Genomic DNA, 24,973 nt, shown 5'->3' with positions numbered 1-24,973 from the left:
TTAACCCCTAAATTATCAATTAGCTTTAATTTCATTAATTATGCTTTATCCTTAAGCACGAGCTTTGGGAATATACACAAGCTCTTTAGTTCATCTAAGAGAAGTTTAAATGCATAAGAAATTTCAACCGGGAATGAATCTGAGTCACCGCAGATAGGACAGTATTTTCTTCCTCTTATTCTATCATAAACTCCAATCATCCCACATTCTGCACAAACAATGGCTTCATATTTATCTGATTCATCGAGGAGTCTCTCTTTTAATGCAAGTGCTGCACCATGAGCAATAAGACAGTCTCTTTCCATTTCTCCGAATCTTAAACCACCTTCTCTTGCTCTACCTTCTGTCGGTTGTCTTGTTAGAACCTGTACTGGTCCTCTGCTTCTTGCATACACTTTATCGGAGGTCATGTGATGTAATTTCTGGTAGAAAGCAACTCCTATGAATATTTCAGCTTCTATCCTCTCACCGGTAATTCCATTGTATAATGATTCACGGCCTGCTGTTTCAAATCCATTTTCTTTAAGAAGTTCTTTTATTAGTTCTTCCCCATCTGCACCTGTAAATGGAGTTCCATCCATTCTTCTACCTTCCATAGCGCCAGCTTTTCCTGCAAGCATCTCAATAACCTGGCCAACTGACATCCTTGATGGTATAGCGTGTGGATTTACAATTAAATCTGGAACTATTCCTTCCGCTGTAAATGGTACATTCTCTTGTGAAACAATAAGTCCAACAACACCTTTTTGTCCGTGTCTTGATGCAAATTTATCACCAAATTCGGGCTGTCTCTGGTCACGAACTCGTATTTTGGCAAGTTTACTTCCTTCAACTGTTTCAGTAACCATCACAGCATCCACGACACCTTTTTCACCATGCCTTACAGTTACTGATGTCTCACGTCTTCTTTCCGCGACTGTTCCGAATTCATCTATTTCTTCAAGGAACCGTGGAGGAGATGTTTTTCCTATTAATACATCACCAGATTTGACTTCAACTTCTGGATTTATTATACCGTCCTCATCAAGGTGTCTGTATACTTCCTCGGATCTATATCCTCTGACGCTTTTTTCGGGTAATTCAAATTTATCTTCCTGTCCACCAGGATATCTTCTCTCTGAAGCTTCATATGACCTAAAGAATGATGATCTTGAAAGTCCTCTTTCAATAGAGGCCTTATTGAGTATTAATGCATCTTCCATGTTGTATCCTTCATAGGACATAACAGCAACCACAAAATTTTGACCAGATGGTCTTGCATCGTAATTGGTTGCATCTATTGACCTTGTTTTAACCAGAGGTAACTGTGGGTGGTGTAAAAGGTGAGCACGTGTATCAGTTCTTAACCCGTAATTTGAAACATAAAGCCCTAACGCCTGTTTTGTCATCCCTGCTTCCATAGTGTTTCTTGGTGATGAGTTATGGTTAGCATAAGGAATGATACCTGCACAAATTCCAAGCATTGTGGAAGGGTCAATTTCGAGGTGAGTATGTTCCTCTGTTAAAATGTCTTCAAACATGGCGATGTATGTGTTTTCTTCTTCTTCAGCATCTAAATATTCAATTATACCTTCATTTATGAGGTCATCCCAGTTCATTTCCCCTTCTTCAATCGCTGTTATATGCTCTTCTTTGAGCATTGACTCGCCATCTTTAACAACTATAAGAGGTCTTCTTGTTCTTCCAGGATCGTTAAAAATAAAAATTTCATCTGTTTCTGGATAGTGGGTGATGTTCATTTCGTGAGAAACTTCTCCACTTCTCCTTTTTTCTCTCATTTCCTCTACAAAACTTTCTGGATCCTCGCAAGCTCCAATAAGTTTACCATTAATATAAATTTTGCACTTTTTCATGCTTAACCCCTCTATTTTAAAACTCCCATTTTCTTAATTACATTTTCAATTTCAGCGGTATCTGAACCTTCAGATATCTTTGCAAGAAGTGCAAGGTTTTTAACGAGCCCACAATTTGGTCCCTCGGGAGTTTCGTTCGGACATATCTTTCCAAACTGTGTTGGATGCAAATCACGTGCTTCAAAGTGGGGCTGACTTCTGCTTAAGGGTGATACAACACGTTTAAGGTGGGATAAAGTCCCCATGTAACTTGTTCTATCAAGTAACTGGCTTACACCAGCTCTTCCACCAACCCAGTTTCCGGTGGCTATCGCATGTTTAATATTTTCTGTAAGGACATCAGACCTTACTGCCTGCTTAACAGAAGGTTCTTTTCCTCTTGCAAGACTTCTTTCAAGCTGGTATGTCATATCTCTGGTTAAACTGGTAAATGCAACTCTGAACAAATCTTCCATTAGATCGCCGGATACTCTGAGTCTTTTATTAGCATAATGATCCTTATCGTGAGGTTCACGTGTTTCAAAAATAACCTGAAGTAACATTTCAGTCATTTCAGCAAGATATGTAGCTTTTTCAGCTCTGTGTTCGGGTTCAACTCCGATATGAGGTAATAAATATCTATCAATTACATCTTCTGCTCTTTTAATTCTGTATTCTTCAGTCATACCCTTTGCGACTCTGTTACCAATGTATTTAACAGCATCGTATCTGTTCATTACTTCTGAAGTTTGTATATCATCTATAAGAAGGAATTGAGTATCGGTTTCGTCTGAAACACTCTGTATTAATTCAGCATCAGTTTCAAGTCCCAGGGCACGTAACAAAACAACAAGTGGTATTTCACCAGGAACGTAGGGGAATGATATTCGGAGGAATACTCCTTTTTTCCGTGGTTTTTTATATTCTAGGGTTATTCGAGCTCTAAACCCGCTTTTAATTGAAGTAACAATGGCTTTTGCCTTTCTATCTACTTTATCTTTTTCGCTCTGTTCAAGAATAATCTTGTTTGGAGCTATCTCTTCCATTGTAACTATGGCTCTTTCAGAACCGTTAACAATGAAATATCCTCCAGGATCTTGTGGATCTTCTCCTTTTTCTTCTAATTCTTTTTCATTTAACCCATTAAGATGACATATGTTTGATTTAAGCATAACGGGTAATTCACCAATATATACTTTTTCTAAGTCTGGTTCTGGTTCTCCCTCTTTGACAAGGGCCATTTCCAGATACATATGCGCAGAATAAGTTAAATTTCTAAGTCTTGCTTCGGTTGGATATATTTCACTTTTTGATCCGTCAGCTTCTTTAATAAATGGTTTTCTAATTTCAAGTTTCCCTGTTTTTACTTTATATTCGCCCTGTTCAAGTACAATATCTTCAGTAATGTCAATTATATCTTGTATTCGATGGTCTACAAAGTCATTATAGGATTTTATATGATGATCCACCAGTTTGTACTGATCAAAAAATGCATCAACCAGTCCCCATGCATTTTTTCCCATTAAATTCCTCCAAAAATATCTATTTCTTGGGTTCCAAAAATTTTCAATTTTTGATAACCTCCAGAAAATAAATTAATTAATCTAATACCAATCTATAAGTAACAAATTTACCTGCAGTATGGCTCTTTCTCGTTATTTTCAAAACATCGCCTGGTTTAGCTTCAATTGCTTTACAAACAGGATCATCCTGTTTTATTTTGGGAAGCTGTTCGGGATGGATATCTAACTCTTTTATTATTTTTTTTATTTCAGATTTTGACAAAATAGTATGTTCTGGAACTAATCTGTGTTTTAAGATATCTTTTTTCACACTTTATCCTCCAGTTAAAAAATTGCAAATTAAAATTGCAAACTCGCAACTTTCGTTGCTAGAATCAAGAACGGGCCCGACGGGAATTGAACCCGCGGCCACTTGGTTAAAAGCCAAGCGCTCTGCCAGACTGAGCTACGGGCCCTACAGATCATATAAATACAACGCCCTGGCCGGGATTTGAACCCGAGTCGTGGGCTCGACAGGCCCACATGATAGCCCCTACACCACCAGGGCAGCTCTTAAGAATGAGAGTATAATAGGGTATACGTATACATACTTAAATACTTTTCTATTTCTTTCAATATATAGTCTTTGTTATTATTTTTACAACACTATTTCAGTAATTAGAATCCCGCCTGCCGGACTTGAACCAGCAACCCTCGGATCTACAGTCCGATGCTCTGCCAAATTGAGCTAAGGCGGGAATTGAAAACGTGTTATAACATTCTTTTAAGATTAATGGGATGGGACCACCCGGATTTGAACCGGAGTCTCAGGCTCCCAAAGCCCAAAGGATCGACCAAGCTACCCTATGGTCCCTTATGATGTATTTAAACGTCTCTATTTATTTGGCCTAAAGCCCCGGACGGGAATTGAACCCGCGACCACGAGATTACAAGTCTCGCGCTCCACCAGACTGAGCTACCGAGGCATTTTTAGGTTTTAGATATTTTAGTTTAAATAGTTTGTGGTAATTTAATTTGATTACATAAGTATATTCAATTAAATTCACTGGAATTTTATTCTTTTGAATTAAAGATATAAAAAGTTAATGGTAGTATTATTTATTCATCTAAGAGTAACTTCCCTCAACACCTCAACAACTGGAAGTTTCTGGCCAGCTAGCAAATTAATCGATGCTCCACCACCACTGCTTAGATGATCTATACCTGAAGATAATCCCATATGGCCGGCTGCAGCAGCTAAATGACCGCCACCAATTATAGAATATCCGCGAGATGATGCAATAGCATTTAAAATGTCTTCTGTACCTACACTAAACCCTTCTTTTTCAAAAACTCCGGCAGGGCCATTTGCAAATATTGTTTTCGCCTCTCTTATGAATCGGGCATATTCTTTAATAGTTTCTGTGCCTATATCGAATATAGGCTTGTCCGGAATATTATTTATCTTATATTCTTCTCTTTTATCATCTATGCAAACTGCCACGTCAACTGGCATTTTAATTTTACCCTTAAATTCCTTTAACATTTGTTTACCTTTTTTAACAAAATCACAGTATCCTCTGTCTTCTATAAATTTCTTATTATATTTCCTTATGTTAACGTCAGATGCCCAGAGAAATATATTAGCAACAAGGCCTGTTGTGAGTATATAATCCGCACTGCCACTTCTTAGAACGTTTTCCATGACCATAATAGAATCATCTACTTTTACTCCACCCAGGACATATACGCAGGGTCTTTTTACATTATCTACGGCACTATACAATGAATTGAGCTCATTTTCCATTACTCTACCAGCACCAGAAGGCAGAGTTAGTGCAAAACCAACCAGAGATGGTTGTGATCTATGTGCTGCTGCAAAGGCATCATTAATAAAGTAATCAACAACAGGGCTTAATTTTTGAACCATATGGGTTTTTGCCTGTTCTGAAGGTTCTCGATTAAGAATTTCTTCAGAATAAAAACGCACATTTTCAAGTAAAAGTATATCTCCCTTTTGCATTTCTTTTATTTTTTTTCTGGCAGCACTTCCAAATATGTCATCAATATAATTTACAGGATGATTTAAAATATTAGATAATGCTTTGGAGTGTTCTTCCATTGTTGTAAAGTCATTTTTTCCTGGACGGCTTTGGTGAGCAAGTATAACGGTTTTTGCGCCCTTTTTTGATATTTCAGCTATGGTTTGAGAATGCAATTTCATTCGTGTGTCATCTAAAATAGATCCACTGCTTGGATCTACGGGGGAATTTATATCCACCCTCACAAGAACTGTTTTGTCTTCCATATCAAAGTCATCAATGGTAAAAAATTGAAGGGACATTTATTTCACCCTATATCTTGCTTACAAGGTCAAGAAGTGCTTTTTTAGGGTCATCTGCAAGAATTATTCCTGATGCAAGAAGTACTCCTTCACTTCCTAAATCTATCGCGGCCTTGAGATCATCTCCTGTTGATATTCCGGCACCACAAAGTACCCTCACTTGAGGATTGATATTGTGAATCATTTCCACAGTTTTTTCAACAATTTCGGGTTCTGCTTGAGATACTGGAATGCCAGATCCTATCAGTTCAGGAGGTTCTATTGCTACAAAGTCAGGATTTAATGTTGCTGCGGCTGTGCTTGTTTCTATATTATTGGTACAAACTACACTGCTCATTCCAAGGGAAAAAGCTTTTTTAACTGCAGCATCAATATTAAAAAGCTGCATTCTTTGCTCAGAATGGTTTATGAGCGTACCTACAGCTCCTGCTTCTTTTACACATTCTGGCAGTATACTGCCTGTATGTCCTCCAGCATCTATGGGGTCAATATGTTGTGCTAATACGGGAATATCCACTTCCTGTGAAATTCTGTAAATATCCCCATACTGGGGCGCAACCATCATATTAACACCTGTTTCTTCTGCAACACTCTGTGAGCTTTTGGCAAGGTTTAGAGCATTTTCTCCAGTAGATTCTAAATATGTTTTAAAATTTAAAATTACAATTGGAGTTTCTTTGATTTTGTTCATGATTATCCTCCAAAAAAGCAAATATTAATATAATATTTCTTTTTTATCAATATAAAAATGTATGGGTAATGGGTGGGGGATTGATAAATGTTAAAAATGTCTTTGACATTCCATTAAAAATTGTTTAATAATTTTAAATTAGAAAATAAAATTTTAAAATAAAAAAAGATGAAATCAATGACTATCACTTGTTTTAACAGTTAAAGGTTTATTACCTATACAAAGAGGTAATGATACCCGTAACTTCTATATGGAACTGTTTGCCAGGTTCCTTCAATATAAACCTGTACAGATCTATGCCTGCTTGAATAACTTGTTGGGTATTGAATTATTCTTGATTGGTATCCGGCTTTTGTGAATTGGGTGTTTAAATAGTCGCTCATGGCCCAGCAGTCGCCAGAACCGTATTTTACTAGTTCTGCACCGGTGTGGTGAGCTCCACTGTATCTGAATTTACTTCCGGATATCATTATACTGTTTAATTTTGGGTCATTTTTAAATGCACTTGAACTGGTGCATGTATAAGACTTGTACACTGTTTTTTTGTATTTGTAAGAAGCTTTTGCTTTTTTGTACTTCTTTTTCGTTGATTTCTTTTTCTTCTTTGATTTTTTCTTAGAAGTTTTTATCTTTTTCTTCGATTTTTTGTATTTAGAAGCCGCGTTGACTTCTAAAGGTTGTATATCTTTGTTTAAACCAATTTTTGCATTATCGTCCGATGCAACTTGGTTTACTGTCCCTCCAAATGAAGGGAAAATGCACATTGCCATTGTTAATACTAATAGCAACGCACATGCCGATCGTCGCTTAATTGTACCGCCTCCAAGTTCCGTAGTGTTTAATGTACTCTCTAGGAACGCTTTGGACATATTCTATTCAAATTAAGATCATATATAAATCTTTTGATTTAATTTTCCTAAAAAAGTGTTCACAGTGTCGTTTTTTTGATTTAAAGCTCCATAATAGCGAATTTATGACAGGTAGTAGGGAGTAGGAATCTTCATTCTGTATTCTGATAAATTAATTCATATTAATTCTTACTTTCTGAAAATAAGCTCATCCAATGCATTATTACAATTAATTAAATTTATTAAATTAGATATAAATTATTATAGATACTTATTTGCATAAGTAATCTATTTTTAATTGTTTATAACGATAAAAAACAAATCATATTGGTATTTAACTTGTAAAACTCCTGTATTAAAGGAATATGAAAAACAATGAATTGATTTAAATTAATATTAATATAATATGATATTGAAATTACAGAAAAAATCAACTAGGATCAGAAAATGTCACTTTCAATAGAGAATATGGAAAAACTTGAAAAAATTGGATATAGATTTGTGGGTAATTACAGGCATGCTGCAGCTAAAATATGTCACTGGACTAAAAAAAGCATATTAAATGAAGGTGTGTGTTATAAACAAAAATTCTATGGAATAGAAAGCCATAGATGCTTGCAAATGTCTCCAAGTGTCCCTTTCTGTCATCAAAAATGTTTATTCTGCTGGAGAGATGTTTCATTAACTGAAACTCAATGGAAAGGAGAAATGGATGATCCAGGAGAGATAATTGACGGCAGCATTGCTGCACAGAGAAATCTTCTTTGTGGCTTTTTTGGGAATGACAAAGCAGATAAAAAGAAGCTTGATGAATCCCAGGACCCAAAACATGCGGCAATTTCCCTTGCCGGAGAACCAATGATCTATCCAAAGATTGATGATTTAATTGAAGAATTTCACAGAAGAAAGTTTACAACATTTTTAGTTACAAATGGAATGAATCCTCAGAAACTGGAAAATCTTGAAGAAGAGCCTACACAACTTTATGTGTCTCTTGATGCTCCTAATAAAAAAATATTTGAAAAATTATGCCTTCCTCAAATAGATAATGGATGGAATAACCTAAACAGAAGCCTTGATATGCTTTCAAGCTTTAAATGCAGGTCTGTAATAAGAATGACATGTGTTAAAGATTATAATATGCAAAAAGCAGATGAATACGCTGCTATAATTAAAAGAGCCAATCCAGATTATGTTGAAGTCAAAGCATATATGTATGTTGGTGACTCAAGAAGAAGATTAAAATGGGAAAATATGCCCTCAAATCAGGAAACTTATGACTTTGCAAACACCATAGCAGAAAAATGTAATTTAGAGATAAAAGATAAGGCATATGAAAGTAGAGTCGTGCTTTTAGGGTGAATTTTTTAATTTTTTTAATGAGTTTAATAAATATATCTATATTACTTAATCGAAAAGTTTACATCTTTTAAATGATAAGAATCATTATAATTAAATAGAATTAAAGAAATTTCAAGGAAAAAAACCCTCAAACACAAAGTGTTTTTGGGCGTGGAAAAAAGTATTTTTTTCCAGCTAAGAAACTTGTGTTTCGTAAGCATATGAAAATTGAAAATTTTCATGGCCACAAAACCTCCAGTTTTGTGAGCATGCAAAAACCTTTGGGTTTTTCGGTCGCGATAATTAAACATGCGAATCTTCGATTTGCTGCATCGAAATCAAAGATTTCGAATATTTCGCAAACACCGAAAATCATAGATTTCGAGCGGTTGAGAGGTGGTTAAATGAAAAAAATAATAATTGGAATTTTTCTTTTGTTAATGGTGGTAAGTCCAATTTATGGCGCATCAGGGTTTGCTGTGACCATTGGAGAAGCAACCAATGATAATTCTCAGTGGAAAAGCTCGGTGATGGACTATTTTCAATCACATACTGATAAAAAAGTTTCAGATGCTACACAAAAAATTGTAACAGCGAATGAAGTCAATCAAATTTCTAAAGACATAACAGGGAGGATATATCCTTCAAGTAAAATATACTCCTGCGCTATGGTTGATTTGAGTTATACTAATGGAATTAAAGTTGTAGTTGATAAAAGCAAAGTGAAAATCGTAACTCCAAAAATGTATTCAAATGCCCTTAAGTCTTCAGGAATTGATAAGGGATACGTAGTGGTTACATCACCTGTCCAATCATCAGGAGAAGCAGCCCTTACTGGAGTATTGAAATCTTATGAGATTGCTGTAGGTGCTGATATTCCAGAGAGTGTAAAAAAAGCTGCAACAGAAGAATTATACACAGAAACACAGATAGTAAATCAAACTGGACAAAATCCTGATAAAATAGCTGATTTATTTGAACAGGTTAAAAATGAAGTTCAAAAACAGAATTTACAGGATCCAGCTCAAATTAAGGTAATTGTAATTAACATTGCAGCCAATTTGAATATTAATCTATCTGATGCTCAGGCACAGCAGATTGCAGATGCAATTGCAAATTCACAAAAAGTTCAAGGAGATCTGGCAGGATTCAAACAACAGTTGAATGATATCACAGGTCAGGTTTCTCAGAGTGGAATTTTAGATCAGATCATGAATTATTTACAGAGTATTTTTGACTACATTGAAGGTCTGATAACTGGACAGTAGAAATTATTGATATGGGAATTGCCCCGTATCTTATTAAATTTTTAAATTTTAGATGAATTTTAAAGTTAAAGTTATATTATACTAAAAACAAGTTTATTTAGAATAATTTTGCTATCAAATTAACGGTTTATTCAGTGATAAAATGATACTGGCAGAAAGTCATCTTCAGTTAATACTCGAATTTGCAGTAATTATACATCTGGGAGTCATGCTATTTTTCAATGTTCTATCAATTCCTTTAAGCATGGTTCTTTTCATTGCACTCATATTAACAGTGCTGCTTTCAGTTGTATTTGGATTAGATGCCACATTTCTTTTCCTTCCATTTGTATCTCATCATGAATTCACTCATCCGTTTGGTTCAATAGCTCTTTTTGGCTGGACAACTCTTGCAGCCTCAGCAAGTCTTCTAAGTGAAGTTGACATTAAATCAAACTCAATTAAAGCAATGTCATGGATCCTTTTTGGAGTAATAGCTATTGCTGGGGGATTAATGCACAGATCATTTTTAATTCTCTGGTTTTTAGGATGGATAGTAGGAACACTTATAATGTCAAAGAGCTTTAAGAGAAGTTCCAAACTAACTCCAAAAACGGTTATAAGTGTTATTATCGCAGGAATAGCAGGATTCGGTATTTTAGAGGCATTATCAAAGATTCTGAATGCTCCTGTTTTAAGCCCTCTTTTAAGGATTTCAAGAATTGAAGAATTTGCCCTGCCAAGCCTTACAATGGTTTTAAAAAATTCTCTTTTGTGGGGACATGTTCAGGGCTCTTGTTATTGGGGTTCTCAATGTCTTGGAAGCTCAGAAGGGTATATATCATTACCAATGAACCTGATACATGCCTTAACACTTCCTTTCCCCTTGTTTTACGGGGTTTTAGTAACCAAAAAAGATTATATAGATTACATGCTTCCAGGAATATACGGCATATCTTTTGACTTTGGATATGGGGTTCTTTTAGCGTTTCTTGGCTGGACAATACTGGTTATTTGTACTGGATTTTTTATACTTAAAAAGTACAGAAGTAAAAGAAAAAATGGAAGTCGAATGTATCTTGGAAAAGAAGCACTCTTAATTGGAGCTTTGACAGCATTTATTACTCAAACCTTCATTGGTCTTTTTGTATTTAACAGAACATTTAATGGTTCTGCAATGCTGGCGTATATTTTACTTTCTGCCCTTGTAATGGCCCATACAGTTACTATTAGAAAAAGAGTTTAAGAATTTTTGAATTGATGAGGATTTTGGACAAGATTTACTTTTTATGAAATATTTTTTTGTTTTCTTTGACTATCGATGTTTTTTATTACTGATTTATAAAAAATGAAAATTAAAGTAATAATACCGAACAAATAGAAAGTATTATATAGATTAAAGATTAATCTCAATTGGTAATGGCAAAACATTATAAGGTATTACTTAAAGCGTTAATTGCCATTTCCCTCCCCCCTTAATAGATCTATATTGATCTTGAACAATTAAACAACAGGTTAGGGCATCTAAAACATCTTCAGCTCAAATGTATCATCTAAAGATGCCCTAAACTAAGTTGTATTTTTTCAGAAATGAAAGTTGTTAAGATGGAAAGTCAAAAATCTGCTGATATAATGATGAAAATTCAAATATTTATAAAAAAATCTTTTTTAATTATGTTATTAGTTTTCAGCGTATACATGGCTAATTGTTCAAAACTAGAACTGAAGGACACTATCAATATTTTAAAATAATCGATTGAGGATTTACTGGGATAATCTAAATGGGTCAAATATTTTACAAGTTCAGTTTGATCATATATCACTGAAAAGGTAAAGATTATTTCATTTGTCTTTGTTCATTATCATATGTTGTATTAAGTCACTAACATCCAGGAAATATTTTTCATGATCTATTCCATGATCTTGAAGTATTTTTTTTCGATCTGAAGGTATATTAGATAAACTTTTAGATATTGCAGATAGAAGAACGGCAACTTCAACAGGATCAATATCCTTCCTGATTGTCCCATCGTCTATACCTTTCTGGATGGAATTACATAGAAGAGAAAACCTTTCTTTACGAAGTTTAAGTATTTCCATTGCACACTCACTGACGTAAGGAATAGAATTCTCAGCATGGTTTTTAATTCTTTTATTTTCTTTACCAATTTTTTTATCCGCCAGATTGAATCTTCCGGACTGAAAGTAATTATAAATTTGAATATAATCTGGATATTGTTGGGTAAAATCATTATATGCGTTTCTAAAAGCCGCCACCTTATTAATACCTTTTTCCTCTTTCTGTACTGCGTTTCTAATCATAGAATTCAAAATTCGGGTTCCCCGCAGTACAATGGCAAAGAATAATGATTCTTTATTCTGAAAGTAGAGATACAGAGTTGCCTTACTTAGTTCAACTTCACTGGCTATGTCCCTCATAGAAACGTTATCAAAGCCTTTGGAAAAAAATAATTTCTCAGCTGCATTTATAATATCATTTTGACGTTTCTTTTTTTCTCTTTCCCTTCTTTCCACTATTGACATGCATTCACCATAATTAGGTTATATTCTTATGTCCGTCTTTTTGATACTATTTAGCTAAATATGCTTTTTCATTTAATTATATCCCAACTATACAAAGATATATGGTGATAATACCTATTTAACATATTCTATTTGGTATTATAAAGATTTAAACTTATTAAATCTGAACTTCTACAAAAAAATATTTTTTTAGGAATAAAGAATTAAAAAAAATATAGTATGAATAAAATAAAAAACCCTCAAACACACAAAGTGTGTTTGGGGCGCCGAAAATTCATAGCTTTCAAAAATCTTCGATTTTTGATGCCCCAAAATTCTACGAATTTTGAGGGAATTTTCGAGCGAATAGTGGAATTAATCCACATTTTATAATATATTTTAGGTTTATTAACCTGCAGGGTTAATTAAATCCCTTTCTCCTGCTGGCATAAATTCTCTTAATGCACCTTTTGCGATAGATTTCCTTGGGCTTTCGAAGTCGAAAGTAAGGTTCTTATCGGCAAATGCTATTTTTATTAAAGGATTGACACAGAAAGCGTCTCCTCTTGCAGCGTGAGGTGCTTGAGCGATACCTGCATATTCTGGCTGGTGACCTACGTTCATTGCGTAGTTAGGGTAATTAGGACCTCTTAATTCGTGTATAAGACCTTCATCACTTCTAATTGAGAGTGAATTTGAAGCTCCACACTGGTCCTGTAAGTCGTAACCGTAGAATCCTAACCTGCTGTGAACTTCTTTGTGTAATATCTGGCTTAAGTACCAACCGTTAATTCCAGCGTTTGCGTTTCCAGTTGCAAATGCAGTGGAAACACCTGCTGCTGCTGCAGCTACACATGCTCTTTGTGATCCACCAAAGTGGTCTTCTAAGAGTGTTGGAATTTCGTATTGTTCCATAGAGTAGAGAGTTACTTCAGTTGATATGTCTTTTACGACTGCATCATCTGCTTTAGCACCACATATACCGAATTTATCCTGTACATATTCCATACCGTAGTATACGAAATCGTCGAGAATATCGTCGGTGTATGCTGCTGTAGCGTATTGTGTGAATCCGACACCACCTGACATGTATGAACCAAGCCAGATTTGATCGTAGATTGCTGCTCCAGCTGCGATAACTTCGAGAGTTATTTCTGCAGGGTCTTCTGATACTCTTGAGGTTTGTATCATATCTGCTAATATACCGAATGAAATTCCACCAGGTTCGTTTGGCCCTCTTGCTCTTCTTGCTGGTAAAAAGTTAGCCATTTCAATTACGTCTGCGTGTTTTGCAGCGTATGCAAATTCAGATATTGCCGCTTCTCCAGCACAAAGTTTGTATGCTGAAATGAAACTCATTCCTATCTGCATAGCAGACCATCTTGAGGTTGTACCACCATCACAGGTTCTGACGACGCTTGTTGGTAGTCTGCTCACCTGGTAGGTTTTTGAACCCACATATTTTTTAAGCATTTCTGCCTGTTCTTCTGGGAATTCCTTGTTTATGTCTATAAGGAATCTTGAATCTAATTCATCAGCAAGAGTATCGTCACCGGTGAATATTTTAGCGTAACAGTCGCCTACTAAACCTGGGTGAACTTCTACCATGTGTTCCTGAACAACTGCTCCACCAGGGAGTGCGTGATTGATTGTTTCCATGTACTCGTTTATTGTTTCAGGAGTTACTTCTACACCTAAACGCCTTTCGAGCACAGCGTGTGCTGTATCCATACCTACGATAATTGTTCTTTTTATATCGTCGGATAATTGCTGGATAGCGCTGTTGTTACAGAAGTGAAGATCATCCCCTTCTACGTATGTGTCTGTTCCAGAAATTTTGTAGGACATTAACTGTCTTTGACCTAATGGTACCCCAATATCTGGGTTATAACCTGGAAGCCCTCCTCTTTCTGCAACGATCTTTTCAGCGTATTCATTGAATTCTTTTTTACGAGGGGATTGTTCCCAACCTCCAAAACAGTAATAGTCTGTGCTAGTTTCGTTTGGATCTCCATTAAATTTACCTTTTAAAGCTTTTAAAAATTTCTTATCTTCAGCCATTTTATTCACCTAATTTACGCTTTAAATCGTTTTTGAAAACATCTAATCCAAATCCACCTTCGGTTCTGGCAGCGTGGATTGTTTCGACTACTTCTATTGCTTCTTTATCATCACGCATGCTGATATTATCGCTTCTGTAGATTGTGGTTATTTCTTTGAGATGTTCATCATCTAAAGCTTCTCCCACGTTTACAGGCTCATCAAGAGGTCTTCCAACCTGATCCTTTACATATGATATCTGTTTAGTTTCTTCGTTGAAAACATATCTTTGAAGAGCATCAAACATCAATCCATTTTCATCTAATCTTAATGAGTGTCCGTGAACAGTTGCACCTCTTATTCCTGTTTTTGCAGGGTCAAAGAGTTCAGTTTCAATTAATGTTTTGGAAATTTTCTCTAAGTCAGATTCTCTCATTTCTACAACTTGTCTTCCGGATAATGTTCCAGTATCTACACCTCTAAATCTCCACATGTAGGATCTTGCCCTATCATATGGTTGAGCAGGTGCATTATACATTGAATCTGTAAATTGGACGTATCTTGTCCTGTTACCAGCAGCTGCACCAGGAATAGGTTCTACAAGCTCTTTCATCATATCTTCTTCGAAATCCATTTCTTCGAGAGGGGGGTGAACGCTTTTGTAACCTTCTCCAGGGTTTCTGTGACCTAATATATTAACTATATCTTCATCAGCAATTTCCCTGATTTTTTTAAGTTCAAAATCAGGATCCATGTGATTCCTACGGTTTTCAGCAATTTTTGTTTCTCCAGGGGAGTATTGAGCTTTATAAGCCATTTTTAATCACCTATTAATTTTACAGTATCTTGGGACTTGGAATTAGGATCCACCATTCCAATGAGACGAGGATCAATGTTATTCTCAATCCCATAACCTAATTTTAAGTAATCTGAAACAGTAATATTTGTTTTAGTGAAAATACCTGTTGAAACTTCGTATCCAAAGCTTAAAGTATTTTCTAGCAGATTTTGCAATTTTTCAAGGAATAAATCAAGATTTTCATAATTTACGGTTATTATTAATTCCCCCACAGATACACGAAGTTCTACGGGATCTTCTTTGACTTTAATAACCTTCCTGTCTTCATGATTAACCTGAGTTCCTTTTGCAGGGCCGAATACTACAGTTTTAGGTATGGAATTTCCATTTACTATAACCCTTAAAATTCCATCAAATTCCATAATACTGTTAAGTATTTTTTCAGTTGTTCCGGGTTTTAAACGCCTGTAAGGAAATATTTTAACATCAACGGCCTTTATTTCTTCCATATTACCGCCTCAAATCTAATTTTCTTATAATTTATCCTTTACTTCTCTAGCTCCGTCTGCAACATACTTAATTGGTTCTTTGAAGTATTCTATATCTCCATACACTGTACCCATCAATCCAGATGTTGATTCAACTGAGAACATTTGAGTACCTGCATCTAAACACATTGATGCTGCTGCACAAGGCACAACGAATCCTTTACTGTGCCTGGTTACTACGTGATTTCCATGGAAAGTACCAGGACTACCTCCTCCGTATATGGAGTGAGAGAAGAAACTCATTCCTACACCTGTTCCTTCTACACGTCCGTAATCAACGCCAGGAAGGCTGGTTTCGTATTCGAGTATATCGTTGTAGTATAATAGTGTGGAAGGAACTCCTTGAGCTGCTCTTGCTGCACCGATGTTAACTATTACAGATGCTATTAGGCCTGATGCTGCGTAAGCGTTCCATAGGGCCCAATCATTAGGTTCATACATTTTGAACCCTGATGGCATGGTTTTTGCTACTTTAATTACCCCATCATCAAGAGCTCTTTCTACCACTGATGCAACTACTGTTCCAACAGTACCTTTTCCATTTTCTTTAACTAAGTCAAATACCAGATTGTTAGCATTTAAACCTTGATATGCCATTCCTAAAAGGTGGAATCTTTCGAAAGCTCCTAAAGCGTCTCCAGTTTCAAACGCTGAGGTGTGTTCTAAAATGGATGATAAAGCTACCGCGTTAAGGGTGTTTTTCTTTGTGATGGCGACTACATGATTTGCCATTATGTTTCTAAGACCATATCCAAGCCCTTCGAGCATGACTGGTGGTCCGAGTAATGCTGAGACGTTTGCACCAGTGAAATCTACAGTTTGAGGGTATCTTCCTAAAACTGCTGTTTTAACTGCAGGTGCATCATATTTACCAACATCAAAAGTGTCTATGATTGCCTGGACAACTGCTCCACCAGCAACTAATGTGGAAACTGTATAGTCAGCTGCCATTGTCATTCTCTGGGTAGGCATCTGCACGAGCATTTGACTTCCGTCATTGATCAGTTTTATGTTGAAGTCATCATCTTCGCTAACCTGAATCATTTTTCTGATTTTTTCAGAGATTACGTCCACATTTTCAACTATTGGTAATTTTAATTCCCTTCCAGGAACAAAATTTGCTTTACCACCGTAAGCTGCATTTTCTAATGCGCTTTCTATCCCTGCTAAGTTAACAGCTACTGAACGTTTTACTTCATGCACTATCTTTTCGATTGTAGGGTTTACCATTGGGCTAACTGCTTCTAAAGGAACATTTTCTTCTAAAAGCTTTCCGTCAACCCCATATAGGTCTATTCTGTCTTCATAGGTTGGCATAACTTTTACACCTCATAAATTTTTTTATTTATGTGGCCATCGAACATGATGTTCGGGGCATGAGAAACTCCGTTTCTCGGCTGCAAAAACTGAAAGTTTTTGCAAGCATTGAAATCAACGATTTCGAATGTTCAGAAAATCATAGATCTTCTTCAACCTCAATAATTTTATTTTAATTTTAAAAGTCATATTCAGAAAAGCTACAGTGGCTTTTCAGAAAAATTTTAAAATTTTATACTGAGTAAACCAAAGAATACTTTGGTTTTTATGTTCTCTGGAGGGAAAACGGCTCAATATGATTTAAGTTCGTTTAATATTATCCTGAAACCTTCTGTAGCCTGGAAAAGAACGATTGACGACATTTCTCCTTCTTTTCAAATTGCTGATAAAGACTTTTCCCAGCACTAACCTACAGTCACTTAGTGACCGTAGGTTATTTTATAATTAGTGGTCATTTTACTATATAAAGTTTGCATTAACTTTAGGAAATATAAGAACTGTTGTTATTAGATAATAACAATTAGGATGTTATTAATTAGAAATTATGGCCCTAATGTGAGATTAATCGAATAAGAAAAGAATTTAATACAAAAAAAATATTAATCATATGATAAATGAGAATGAAAATGCTATTCAAAATCTTTAAATTAAATAAAAATAAAAAATAGGTGCCTAAAGCGCTATTATTTCCTAAAATTTAATATTTCTTTTTTAATTTTAACACTATAATATGGGGAGGTGCAAAAAATCTTGCAGGCAATATGGAAGTGCCAATACCATTACTGATAACTAAAGTGGTGTTATTTATATTTTTCACACCAGTTCTAAACTCCTGCCCGTATTTAGAATGAACATTGGGAGCCCAAATACCAAAAAAAGTAATCTGTCCTCCGTGAGTATGTCCAGAAAGCATCAAGTCTATTTTTGACTTGGTGGCCGCATATGGAAAAAAATCAGGATTATGAGATAATAAAATTACAAAGTCATTTTCAGTTGCATCTCCAATTGCAGTTCTTGAATTTTGAGAATCAGTTAAAAAATCTCCAACTCCTCCAATCCGAATTTTTGAATTCCCCTTTTTTATCCAGAGCCCACCATTTTTCATATAAACAATTCCGGAGTCTAACATAGCTTTAATTGTTGCTTCTTTAGGATCATTATTCCCTAATACGCCATAAATTCCTGAAGGTGCATTTAATTTAGATAATTCAGAAAATGTGGAGTTTATATGGCTTGAATCGTTACTTACATAATCTCCTCCAAGTAAAATTATATCCGGATTCAATGCATTCACCTGATTTACCACATCTTCTGTTCTTTTACCGTCAAAAAATGGCCAGGAACTTTGATGGAAGTCAGATAAAAAGACCATTCTTGTCCCGTCGAATTCATCTGGAATCTGATCTGATTCTAATACAATTTCCTTAGTTTCGATGTTATATGGTTCAATTAAGCTGTAGACCGTGAGGAGAACCATAAAAATGAGAAGGATTGCAACTATTTTTTTAAGCATTGTATACCTCTAAACATAAAAGCTAAAACAGTTTTATGATCATTTTTTGAATCTTTAAATATATGGATTAAAAGTATAAACTTTTCTATTTTGAGTTGATGGTAAATAATATCATTATTAAAAACAAATTGAATTGTGTAAGTTTCAGTTAAGATGCAATCTCAAAAATTATGCAGTATTTATATGGCTCGCCGGATTCAGTATTCCAACAGTATAGGATCAGAATTGGTGAATATATGTTAAGAGATCTTTTAATAGATAAGAAATTATTTGAAAATATCCGGGAAAAAATTTCAAATGATGGAGACGAATTAGTAAAGAGAGAATCCCTTGAAAAAACTGTTTTTAAGAAATTGAGGAAGAAGAGATCCCTTAAAAAATATAAAAAAATGGGAATAAAAAAATCTGACCTTAAGGAAATAATAGAACTTGCAGATATTGCCAGTCTGGAGCTTTTTGGCGGTCCTTCAGACTACCAGATTATAAATGAGCATCCTGAATGGTGCAGCCACTGCGGTACATGTTGTAGAGAATCATCACCCATATTTATCCACAAGGATGAAATAAATCCAATTCTCATGTTTAAACCAGATCTTAAAGATGAAATTGTTAAGAACAGGGATTATCCTGACCATTTCATGTTTAAAGAAGATATGCCTTGCAAATTTCATAATTTGGAGGCTAAAAGATGCAGAATATATGATGTTAGACCACAGGTTTGTAGAACTTATCCGCTTGTTCTGGTGGGAAATGAGGATAAATCCAGTTATGTCATTGATCTACACCATAAATGCGACTACTCCATTCGTATGGTTTTAGAAAAATCAATGATTTTATTTGATGAAGCTGTAAGACGTATTAAAGACTGAACTTAAGTTGAATTTGGAAAGATTTTTTTGCCTTAAAAGACACAAATATAAATATAGTTTTTAAATTCTAACCCCTTCAAGTGGTGTATAAACCAATGTTTAGAATGACTAAAAGGCAATTTTTAAAGAAAAGTAAAAAATACTTGAATGAAACAGGTGTTCTTCTTCTTTTGATTAGAGAGGTTATGGATAAAGAATTTCAGGGTAAAATTAGTAATCAAGAAGCTTGCAATCAAATGGATAATATCCGAAAAAATATAGAATCAATATTTTCAGAGTATGAGAAGAGCGATCCTCCCTCTGAATATACTTCCTTAAAACAAAAAATTTTACGAGCTCTGATTAATTTACAGGAAGCAGTAGTTACCAATTATGAATCATTATTAGCTGCAAGAGAGGGAATGGAAGAAAAGTCAAGGGATAAATTGAATAAATCAAGGAATATCCTTGAAGAATTCAGGAAAGATTTTCATCCCATAGCTGAAGAGGTCGATGCTCTTTTATTAAAAAAACAAAATCGGAAAATTAGAAAATAAATAATGTGAAAATTTTATTGATAACCTTTCTGAAACTCAAGATCAATTTTCTTTTCGCCGGATTTCTTTTTAAAAACAGTTAAAACAATTTGGGTGTTTACAGGATGCATTAAAGCCTTGATCTGGTTTCCATTATTGTCAGTACCCCTAACAGTCACCATATGGGGATCATACCATCCAAAATACTTCGCTGTAATGCATCTACCATCATTTAGAATCACCTGAACATGAATAAATTCATCTTCATCCAATTCCTTTTTAAAATCGCCAATAATTTCTCGCATGCGTTCTATAAATCCACTGGCCAAGTTATTTCGAGGATCAAGTGGTTTAAGTATTTGTATGGGTTCTGTTTGTTTATTATCAGATAATTCAGTTTTTGGCATTTAATTCACCATGAAAATTAGTTCATAGAATCACAGATCTCAACAGCTTTCTTTGCAGCAGCTTCCATAGAAGTTTCAAAGGGTATACCAGCTTCAGTCAAAATACGCTGCCCTTCATCTTCATTTGTTCCTGTAAGTCTTATAACGAGGGGAACTTTACGTTCAGAACTATTCAAAACATCTATAACTCCATTTGCAACGTCATCTGCACGAGTTATTCCACCAAGCACATTTAGGAAGATTACTTTAACATTAGGTTCGCTGATTACGAGATTTATTGCCCGGGCGATATTCTGCTGTGATGCCCCTCCACCGATATCCAGAAATGTGGCTGGCTTTCCTCCATAGAGGTTTATCATGTCCATTCCTGTTAATGTAAGCCCTGCACCGTTTCCTATTACTGCGATATCTCCGTCAAGTGTAACATAGGCAAATTCATCTTTTTTAGCTTCTTCAAGTTCTGCAAACTCCTTATGTCTCCAGAGTGCATCATCATCAATTTCAAGCTTTGCATCAGCAGCGACAAGTCCTTCAGGAGTTAAAACAAGCGGATTGATTTCTGCAATACTGGCATCGTATTTTTTAAATACATTGAATAGTTTAATTATGAAACTGCCCATCTGTGAAATCATCTCATTTGGAACACCCATCTTAAGGGCTATTTCACGAGCTTCATAGGGCATGAATTCATCAAGAGGATTTATATAATATTTAACTATTTTATCAGGATTATTTCTGGCTACTTCTTCAATATCAACTCCGCCTTCAGTACTTGCCATTATAAGGGGTTTTTTAGCGGATCTATCCATCACGACGCTTATATAGAATTCTGATTGAATATTCATTTTCTCCTCAACAAGCACCTTATTGACCTTTTCTCCCTTAATTTCCATACCTAAAATTTCTTTAATAACCTTTTTAGCATCTTTAGGTGTATCTGCGAATTTTATTCCTCCAGCTTTCCCTCTGCCTCCAACAAGGACTTGAGATTTTAAGGCAACAGGTTTATTTATTTTTGCCGCCGCCTTTTTTGCCTCTTTCCCGTTTACTGCAATGTAGCTTTCAGGTACTCGAATACCTTCTTTTTTGAATAGTTCCTTTGCACTGTATTCAAAGAATTTCAATTTATTAACCCCCATCAATAAGTTCCATGCCTGCTTCAAAGGCAGCAAGATTCTTTTTTTCTGTTCCTGGAGGAACGCTTTCTGTTATAGCTTTTCTAGCCGCTTCTTCAGATATAACTTTAGTTGCTTTTGTTATTGCACCAATCATTACAATATTAGCCACTATACTGAGTCCAATTTTTTCTGCAGCTGTTTTTGTTGCCGGGGCTTTAAAATAGCTAATATTATGTTTTTCTACAAATGGAAGCACTTCTTCTTCCTTTATCATATCTGGATCAACGATTAATATTCCTCCATCTTTAAGACCTTCTAAATAAGCCATTAAAGCCTCATGAGACATTGCAACAAATATATCAGGATATTGAACCTTTGGATAATCTATTTCACTGTCACTTATTACTACTTCTGTCCTTGAAGCCCCGCCTCTTGCTTCTGGACCATAAGACTGTGTTTGAACAGCAAATAAGTTATCATGAAGAGATGCAGCTCTTCCAATAACGATTCCAGCAAGAATTATCCCCTGTCCACCAAATCCGGCAATTCTTATATCTTTTCGCAATTTAAACCCTCTAAATTTTTAAGTTATAATTCGGTTTTATAAGCAGATTTAACAGCTTCAGGCGACCCTTCCTGGCATTTCTGGTTTACCAATTCGCATAGGGATTCTGAAAATTCAGGCCTGATACTATCTGCAAAATCACCAACAATAAGTTTTCCTTCAAGTTCCTCTTCACTCATTTTCTCAGCTTTTCTTTTAACAACACTCTGCTCTTTCATCCATTTCATCATGTCCACTGCGGACCTCATTTTGTTTTTTCGGCCAAAATAAGTTGGACACTGGGATATAACCTCGATAAATGAGAATCCTTTATTTTGAAGACCTTTTTTAATGGCATTTGAAAGCTGTAATGGATGTGCAGTGGTCCATCTTGCCACATATGTTGCACCAGCGGCAGTAACAAGTTCAGCTAAATCAAAAGGTGTTTCAAGCGCTCCATATGGTGCTGTACTCCCAAAACTGCCTTTTGGAGATGTTGGACTTATCTGACCTCCGGTCATTCCATAAATACTGTTGTTTATACAAATTACTGTTAGATCTATATTTCTTCTTGCTCCATGAATTAGATGATTTCCCCCTATGGCTGCAGCATCACCATCTCCGCTGAATACAACAACATCCATATCAGGATTTGCTAATTTAACTCCAGTTGCAAATGCAATAGGTCTTCCATGGGTTGTGTGAAGCGAATCACATTTTATATATCCTGGTATTCTTGAGGAACATCCAATCCCTGAAACCATTGTAATGTTGTCAAGGCTTAGTTTTGCCATTTCCATGGCATTAAAGAATGTGTTTATAACAATCCCATTACCACACCCTGCACAAAAAATGGTAGGCATTCTTTCTCTTCTTAAATAGTTTATAAAACGACTTCCTTTCGTTTTATCATTCATTTCTTCATCTCCTTTAAGAATTAAGTGAATAGATTACATTTACTGGAATTTCTTTATCATTTTTAGGATTTCATCGGGCTGGTGCATTTCTCCCCCAATTTTTGGAAGTAAAGTAATTTCAGCGTTGCCTTTTGCAACTCTTTCTACCTCATGCACAATTTGACCGAGATTCAGCTCAACAACAATAATATTTTTGGCCTGTTGTGCTGCAGTTTTAATTACTTCATCTGGAAACGGCCATACAATATCTAATTTAATATGCCCTGCTTTGATACCTTCATCACGTGCTTTTTTAACTGCAGTGACTGCAGATCGAGATGGAGCACCGTAGGAAACCACAATAATATCGGCATCTTCATTATAAAGTTCTTTTACTCTTGTTAATTCATTTCTATGTTCCATTATTTTATTGCAAAGTCTTTTTACAAGTTTTGAATGGGCTTCAGGGCTTGAAGCGTCAGGATACCCTCTTTCATCATGAGTTAATCCTGTAATATGCATTTTATATCCTGCTCCAAATGGTGGCATTGGCGAAACTCCATCTGCCCCTGCTTTATACGGTAAAAATGTTTCAGGCCCTTCATCGGGCATTTTTCTCGCGGTTATGTTTACTTTATCTGGAACGGCTATTTTTTCCCGCATATGTCCTATAATTTCATCTGCCATTACCATTACTGGAACTCTGTATTTTTCTGCTAAATTAAATGCCTCTGCTGTAAAATCGAAACATTCCTGTACTGATGAAGGTGAAATTGCTATTATTTCATAATCACCATGAGATCCCCATCTTGCCTGCATCATATCGCTCTGCGAGGCCATTGTGGGTTGCCCAGTTGAAGGAGAACCTCGCTGCATATCTACAATCACCAGAGGTGTTTCTGTCATGGCAGCATAACCTATATGTTCTTGCATTAGAGAAAATCCAGGTCCTGATGTCGCGGTCATTCCTTTTAAACCGCCCCAAACAGCTCCTATGACTGCACCGAGTGCAGAGATTTCATCTTCCATCTGTATGAACGATCCACCTTCTTTTGGTAGAAATACTGCCATATCTTCAGCAATTTCAGTAGAAGGGGTTATTGGATAACCTGCAAAGAATCTGCAGCCTGCTTTAATAGCTCCTCTTGCACATGCTTCATTTCCCTGTATAAAAAAATGCGTGGTATTCATATTTTAGTTCTCCAAACATTAATTATTATTCTTCGTTTTCCTCTACAGTTATAGCCTGATCTGGACACATAAGAGCGCAAAGGGTACATTTCCTGCATTTTTCTTCATTTACTGGTACGGGAAGATGCACTCCTTTTTTGTCCAGTTCCTTGGACTGTTCATAAACTTTACGGGGGCAAAATTCTGTGCATATGTTGCACCCTTTACATAAATCTTCATCTATTTTTATCATAATATCCTCTTATATTCAGAAATTTGGGTTTAAAATAGTGGTCTTAAATGAAATATGTATATCTAATAATATAAAAATAGATGTATCTATAAAATTTTACTTTTTTAATACAAGGATAAAAATTAGCCAAATACAACTGTTATTAAGGGATAACATGCTTTAGAAACATGTTAAAATTTTATAGTTTTCTAATTATTTGTCCACTTCCTCTACATACATCAACGGATAATTAAGTTCTTCAATATATTTCATCCGTATAACTGCTTTTTTATCGTTATATTTTGAAATGATCGTTATATCCATCATTTCCCCACTTAATGCTGTGTATTCGAATTTACTTTTTGAATCTTCGAGCATTTTTCTATTTATTCTTATTTTTACTTTTTCTATGCATGGTTGCAGTTCCATTGCTTCTTCAATGGATTTTTCAAGTGCAGGAACGCTTTCTATGCTTATTGGAGTCCCAATAAACTGGTGAAATAAGGCCCCAATAGTAATTCCACCTTCAAATATTGCTCTTTCTCTATTTGAAATATTATTAAAAAATTTTTTGTCCACATCCATTTAATCACCGGTTTTTATAATAACTATCCTTCAAAAACTATCAAAATCAAAGATTTTGATGCAGTGAAAATTAAAAATTTACAGGCTTCGTT

24 protein-coding genes and 5 tRNA genes are annotated in these 24,973 nt (G+C 35.3%); 5 read left to right on the top strand and 24 right to left on the bottom strand.

What is annotated here, in order from left to right; genetic code table 11:
- Positions 1–38 precede the first annotated feature (38 nt).
- The 11 genes from rpoB to QMD61_03785 all read right to left on the bottom strand — a co-directional run bounded on the left by rpoB (position 39) and on the right by QMD61_03785 (position 7,157).
- On the bottom strand, positions 39–1,853 hold the full coding sequence (gene rpoB, locus QMD61_03835) for a DNA-directed RNA polymerase subunit B (GenBank protein MDI6723754.1): 1,815 nt from the start codon (positions 1,851–1,853) through the stop codon (positions 39–41).
- 11 nt (positions 1,854–1,864) lie between these two features.
- The gene (locus tag QMD61_03830; GenBank protein ID MDI6723753.1) at positions 1,865–3,355 is read right to left on the bottom strand and encodes a DNA-directed RNA polymerase subunit B''; all 1,491 of its coding nucleotides are present in this window, start codon (positions 3,353–3,355) and stop codon (positions 1,865–1,867) included.
- 76 nt (positions 3,356–3,431) lie between these two features.
- Positions 3,432–3,665 (bottom strand): DNA-directed RNA polymerase subunit H, encoded by a 234-nt coding sequence (locus tag QMD61_03825; protein ID MDI6723752.1) that lies wholly within the window; start codon positions 3,663–3,665, stop codon positions 3,432–3,434.
- Positions 3,666–3,736: 71 nt separating this feature from the next.
- Positions 3,737–3,810, bottom strand: a tRNA-Lys gene (locus tag QMD61_03820).
- Positions 3,811–3,830: 20 nt separating this feature from the next.
- Positions 3,831–3,902 (bottom strand) — tRNA-Asp (locus QMD61_03815).
- A 116-nt stretch (positions 3,903–4,018) separates the two neighbouring features.
- Positions 4,019–4,092, bottom strand: a tRNA-Tyr gene (locus QMD61_03810).
- Between the two features lie 41 nt (positions 4,093–4,133).
- Positions 4,134–4,208: transfer RNA gene (locus QMD61_03805), tRNA-Pro, on the bottom strand.
- Positions 4,209–4,246: 38 nt separating this feature from the next.
- Positions 4,247–4,320 (bottom strand) — tRNA-Thr (locus tag QMD61_03800).
- Between the two features lie 137 nt (positions 4,321–4,457).
- The gene (gene pgk / locus QMD61_03795) at positions 4,458–5,678 is read right to left on the bottom strand and encodes a phosphoglycerate kinase (protein ID MDI6723751.1); all 1,221 of its coding nucleotides are present in this window, start codon (positions 5,676–5,678) and stop codon (positions 4,458–4,460) included.
- A 10-nt stretch (positions 5,679–5,688) separates the two neighbouring features.
- Positions 5,689–6,369 carry a triose-phosphate isomerase gene (gene tpiA / locus QMD61_03790; protein ID MDI6723750.1) on the bottom strand — a complete coding sequence of 227 codons (681 nt, stop codon included), beginning with the start codon at positions 6,367–6,369 and terminating at the stop codon, positions 5,689–5,691.
- Positions 6,370–6,584: 215 nt separating this feature from the next.
- Positions 6,585–7,157 (bottom strand): hypothetical protein, encoded by a 573-nt coding sequence (locus QMD61_03785; protein ID MDI6723749.1) that lies wholly within the window; start codon positions 7,155–7,157, stop codon positions 6,585–6,587.
- 507 nt (positions 7,158–7,664) lie between these two features.
- Here QMD61_03785 and twy1 point away from each other — a divergent pair.
- The 3 genes from twy1 to QMD61_03770 all read left to right on the top strand — a co-directional run bounded on the left by twy1 (position 7,665) and on the right by QMD61_03770 (position 11,051).
- A complete protein-coding gene (twy1, locus tag QMD61_03780) occupies positions 7,665–8,579 on the top strand; it encodes a 4-demethylwyosine synthase TYW1 (GenBank protein ID MDI6723748.1) in 915 nt (304 codons plus the stop codon).
- Positions 8,580–8,962: 383 nt separating this feature from the next.
- The gene (locus QMD61_03775) at positions 8,963–9,826 is read left to right on the top strand and encodes a DUF1002 domain-containing protein (GenBank protein ID MDI6723747.1); all 864 of its coding nucleotides are present in this window, start codon (positions 8,963–8,965) and stop codon (positions 9,824–9,826) included.
- A 142-nt stretch (positions 9,827–9,968) separates the two neighbouring features.
- Complete coding sequence (locus QMD61_03770) at positions 9,969–11,051, top strand: hypothetical protein (GenBank protein ID MDI6723746.1); 1,083 nt, start codon at positions 9,969–9,971, stop codon at positions 11,049–11,051.
- A 596-nt stretch (positions 11,052–11,647) separates the two neighbouring features.
- Here the strand turns inward: QMD61_03770 and QMD61_03765 are convergent.
- The 6 genes from QMD61_03765 to QMD61_03740 form a co-directional block, all read right to left on the bottom strand.
- A complete protein-coding gene (locus QMD61_03765) occupies positions 11,648–12,349 on the bottom strand; it encodes a TetR/AcrR family transcriptional regulator (GenBank protein ID MDI6723745.1) in 702 nt (233 codons plus the stop codon).
- Positions 12,350–12,736: 387 nt separating this feature from the next.
- Entirely contained in the window at positions 12,737–14,389 is a 1,653-nt protein-coding gene (gene mcrA, locus QMD61_03760; protein ID MDI6723744.1) for a coenzyme-B sulfoethylthiotransferase subunit alpha, read from the bottom strand.
- Position 14,390: 1 nt separating this feature from the next.
- A complete protein-coding gene (gene mcrG / locus QMD61_03755) occupies positions 14,391–15,185 on the bottom strand; it encodes a coenzyme-B sulfoethylthiotransferase subunit gamma (protein MDI6723743.1) in 795 nt (264 codons plus the stop codon).
- A 2-nt stretch (positions 15,186–15,187) separates the two neighbouring features.
- Positions 15,188–15,676 carry a methyl-coenzyme M reductase operon protein D gene (mcrD, locus tag QMD61_03750; protein ID MDI6723742.1) on the bottom strand — a complete coding sequence of 163 codons (489 nt, stop codon included), beginning with the start codon at positions 15,674–15,676 and terminating at the stop codon, positions 15,188–15,190.
- A 24-nt stretch (positions 15,677–15,700) separates the two neighbouring features.
- Positions 15,701–17,032, bottom strand: coding sequence for a coenzyme-B sulfoethylthiotransferase subunit beta (mcrB, locus tag QMD61_03745; protein MDI6723741.1), 1,332 nt, complete (start codon positions 17,030–17,032; stop codon positions 15,701–15,703).
- Positions 17,033–17,729: 697 nt separating this feature from the next.
- Positions 17,730–18,545 carry a metallophosphoesterase gene (locus tag QMD61_03740; GenBank protein MDI6723740.1) on the bottom strand — a complete coding sequence of 272 codons (816 nt, stop codon included), beginning with the start codon at positions 18,543–18,545 and terminating at the stop codon, positions 17,730–17,732.
- A 236-nt stretch (positions 18,546–18,781) separates the two neighbouring features.
- On the opposite strand from QMD61_03740, the gene QMD61_03735 reads away from it, so the two are divergent.
- Positions 18,782–19,414 carry a YkgJ family cysteine cluster protein gene (locus QMD61_03735; protein ID MDI6723739.1) on the top strand — a complete coding sequence of 211 codons (633 nt, stop codon included), beginning with the start codon at positions 18,782–18,784 and terminating at the stop codon, positions 19,412–19,414.
- A gap of 95 nt (positions 19,415–19,509) precedes the next feature.
- Positions 19,510–19,950: a hypothetical protein gene (locus QMD61_03730; GenBank protein ID MDI6723738.1), complete on the top strand. Its 441-nt coding sequence runs from the start codon at positions 19,510–19,512 to the stop codon at positions 19,948–19,950.
- A gap of 14 nt (positions 19,951–19,964) precedes the next feature.
- On the opposite strand, the gene QMD61_03725 is transcribed toward QMD61_03730, so the two are convergent.
- The 7 genes from QMD61_03725 to QMD61_03695 form a co-directional block, all read right to left on the bottom strand.
- Complete coding sequence (locus QMD61_03725; protein ID MDI6723737.1) at positions 19,965–20,336, bottom strand: hypothetical protein; 372 nt, start codon at positions 20,334–20,336, stop codon at positions 19,965–19,967.
- Between the two features lie 17 nt (positions 20,337–20,353).
- Entirely contained in the window at positions 20,354–21,460 is a 1,107-nt protein-coding gene (sucC, locus tag QMD61_03720; GenBank protein ID MDI6723736.1) for an ADP-forming succinate--CoA ligase subunit beta, read from the bottom strand.
- 4 nt (positions 21,461–21,464) lie between these two features.
- Positions 21,465–22,019 carry a 2-oxoacid:ferredoxin oxidoreductase subunit gamma gene (locus tag QMD61_03715; protein MDI6723735.1) on the bottom strand — a complete coding sequence of 185 codons (555 nt, stop codon included), beginning with the start codon at positions 22,017–22,019 and terminating at the stop codon, positions 21,465–21,467.
- 23 nt (positions 22,020–22,042) lie between these two features.
- A complete protein-coding gene (locus tag QMD61_03710; GenBank protein MDI6723734.1) occupies positions 22,043–22,915 on the bottom strand; it encodes a 2-oxoacid:ferredoxin oxidoreductase subunit beta in 873 nt (290 codons plus the stop codon).
- Between the two features lie 39 nt (positions 22,916–22,954).
- A complete protein-coding gene (locus QMD61_03705; GenBank protein ID MDI6723733.1) occupies positions 22,955–24,085 on the bottom strand; it encodes a 2-oxoacid:acceptor oxidoreductase subunit alpha in 1,131 nt (376 codons plus the stop codon).
- A gap of 25 nt (positions 24,086–24,110) precedes the next feature.
- Positions 24,111–24,317: a ferredoxin family protein gene (locus tag QMD61_03700; protein MDI6723732.1), complete on the bottom strand. Its 207-nt coding sequence runs from the start codon at positions 24,315–24,317 to the stop codon at positions 24,111–24,113.
- A 192-nt stretch (positions 24,318–24,509) separates the two neighbouring features.
- Positions 24,510–24,881, bottom strand: coding sequence for a dihydroneopterin aldolase family protein (locus QMD61_03695; GenBank protein MDI6723731.1), 372 nt, complete (start codon positions 24,879–24,881; stop codon positions 24,510–24,512).
- Positions 24,882–24,973: the final 92 nt, after the last annotated feature.

Origin of the sequence: Methanobacterium sp., from assembly GCA_030017655.1 — an archaeon.
Lineage (GTDB): Archaea > Methanobacteriota > Methanobacteria > Methanobacteriales > Methanobacteriaceae > Methanobacterium_D.
Note: the sequence above shows the minus strand (reverse complement) of the source record. Positions and strands in the feature narration are given on the sequence as shown.

Bases quoted from the DNA above. Each gene is read 5' to 3' on its own strand.
- rpoB (MDI6723754.1), bottom strand. From the start codon at position 1,853: ATGAAAAAGTGCAAAATTTATATTAATGGTAAACTTATTGGAGCTTGC.
- QMD61_03830 (MDI6723753.1), bottom strand. From the start codon at position 3,355: ATGGGAAAAAATGCATGGGGACTGGTTGATGCATTTTTTGATCAGTAC.
- pgk (MDI6723751.1), bottom strand. From the start codon at position 5,678: ATGTCCCTTCAATTTTTTACCATTGATGACTTTGATATGGAAGACAAA.
- tpiA (MDI6723750.1), bottom strand. From the start codon at position 6,369: ATGAACAAAATCAAAGAAACTCCAATTGTAATTTTAAATTTTAAAACA.
- twy1 (MDI6723748.1), top strand. From the start codon at position 7,665: ATGTCACTTTCAATAGAGAATATGGAAAAACTTGAAAAAATTGGATAT.
- QMD61_03775 (MDI6723747.1), top strand. From the start codon at position 8,963: ATGAAAAAAATAATAATTGGAATTTTTCTTTTGTTAATGGTGGTAAGT.
- QMD61_03770 (MDI6723746.1), top strand. From the start codon at position 9,969: ATGATACTGGCAGAAAGTCATCTTCAGTTAATACTCGAATTTGCAGTA.
- QMD61_03765 (MDI6723745.1), bottom strand. From the start codon at position 12,349: ATGTCAATAGTGGAAAGAAGGGAAAGAGAAAAAAAGAAACGTCAAAAT.
- mcrA (MDI6723744.1), bottom strand. From the start codon at position 14,389: ATGGCTGAAGATAAGAAATTTTTAAAAGCTTTAAAAGGTAAATTTAAT.
- mcrG (MDI6723743.1), bottom strand. From the start codon at position 15,185: ATGGCTTATAAAGCTCAATACTCCCCTGGAGAAACAAAAATTGCTGAA.
- mcrD (MDI6723742.1), bottom strand. From the start codon at position 15,676: ATGGAAGAAATAAAGGCCGTTGATGTTAAAATATTTCCTTACAGGCGT.
- mcrB (MDI6723741.1), bottom strand. From the start codon at position 17,032: ATGCCAACCTATGAAGACAGAATAGACCTATATGGGGTTGACGGAAAG.
- QMD61_03740 (MDI6723740.1), bottom strand. From the start codon at position 18,545: ATGCTTAAAAAAATAGTTGCAATCCTTCTCATTTTTATGGTTCTCCTC.
- QMD61_03735 (MDI6723739.1), top strand. From the start codon at position 18,782: ATGTTAAGAGATCTTTTAATAGATAAGAAATTATTTGAAAATATCCGG.
- QMD61_03730 (MDI6723738.1), top strand. From the start codon at position 19,510: ATGTTTAGAATGACTAAAAGGCAATTTTTAAAGAAAAGTAAAAAATAC.
- QMD61_03725 (MDI6723737.1), bottom strand. From the start codon at position 20,336: ATGCCAAAAACTGAATTATCTGATAATAAACAAACAGAACCCATACAA.
- QMD61_03710 (MDI6723734.1), bottom strand. From the start codon at position 22,915: ATGAATGATAAAACGAAAGGAAGTCGTTTTATAAACTATTTAAGAAGA.
- QMD61_03705 (MDI6723733.1), bottom strand. From the start codon at position 24,085: ATGAATACCACGCATTTTTTTATACAGGGAAATGAAGCATGTGCAAGA.
- QMD61_03700 (MDI6723732.1), bottom strand. From the start codon at position 24,317: ATGATAAAAATAGATGAAGATTTATGTAAAGGGTGCAACATATGCACA.
- QMD61_03695 (MDI6723731.1), bottom strand. From the start codon at position 24,881: ATGGATGTGGACAAAAAATTTTTTAATAATATTTCAAATAGAGAAAGA.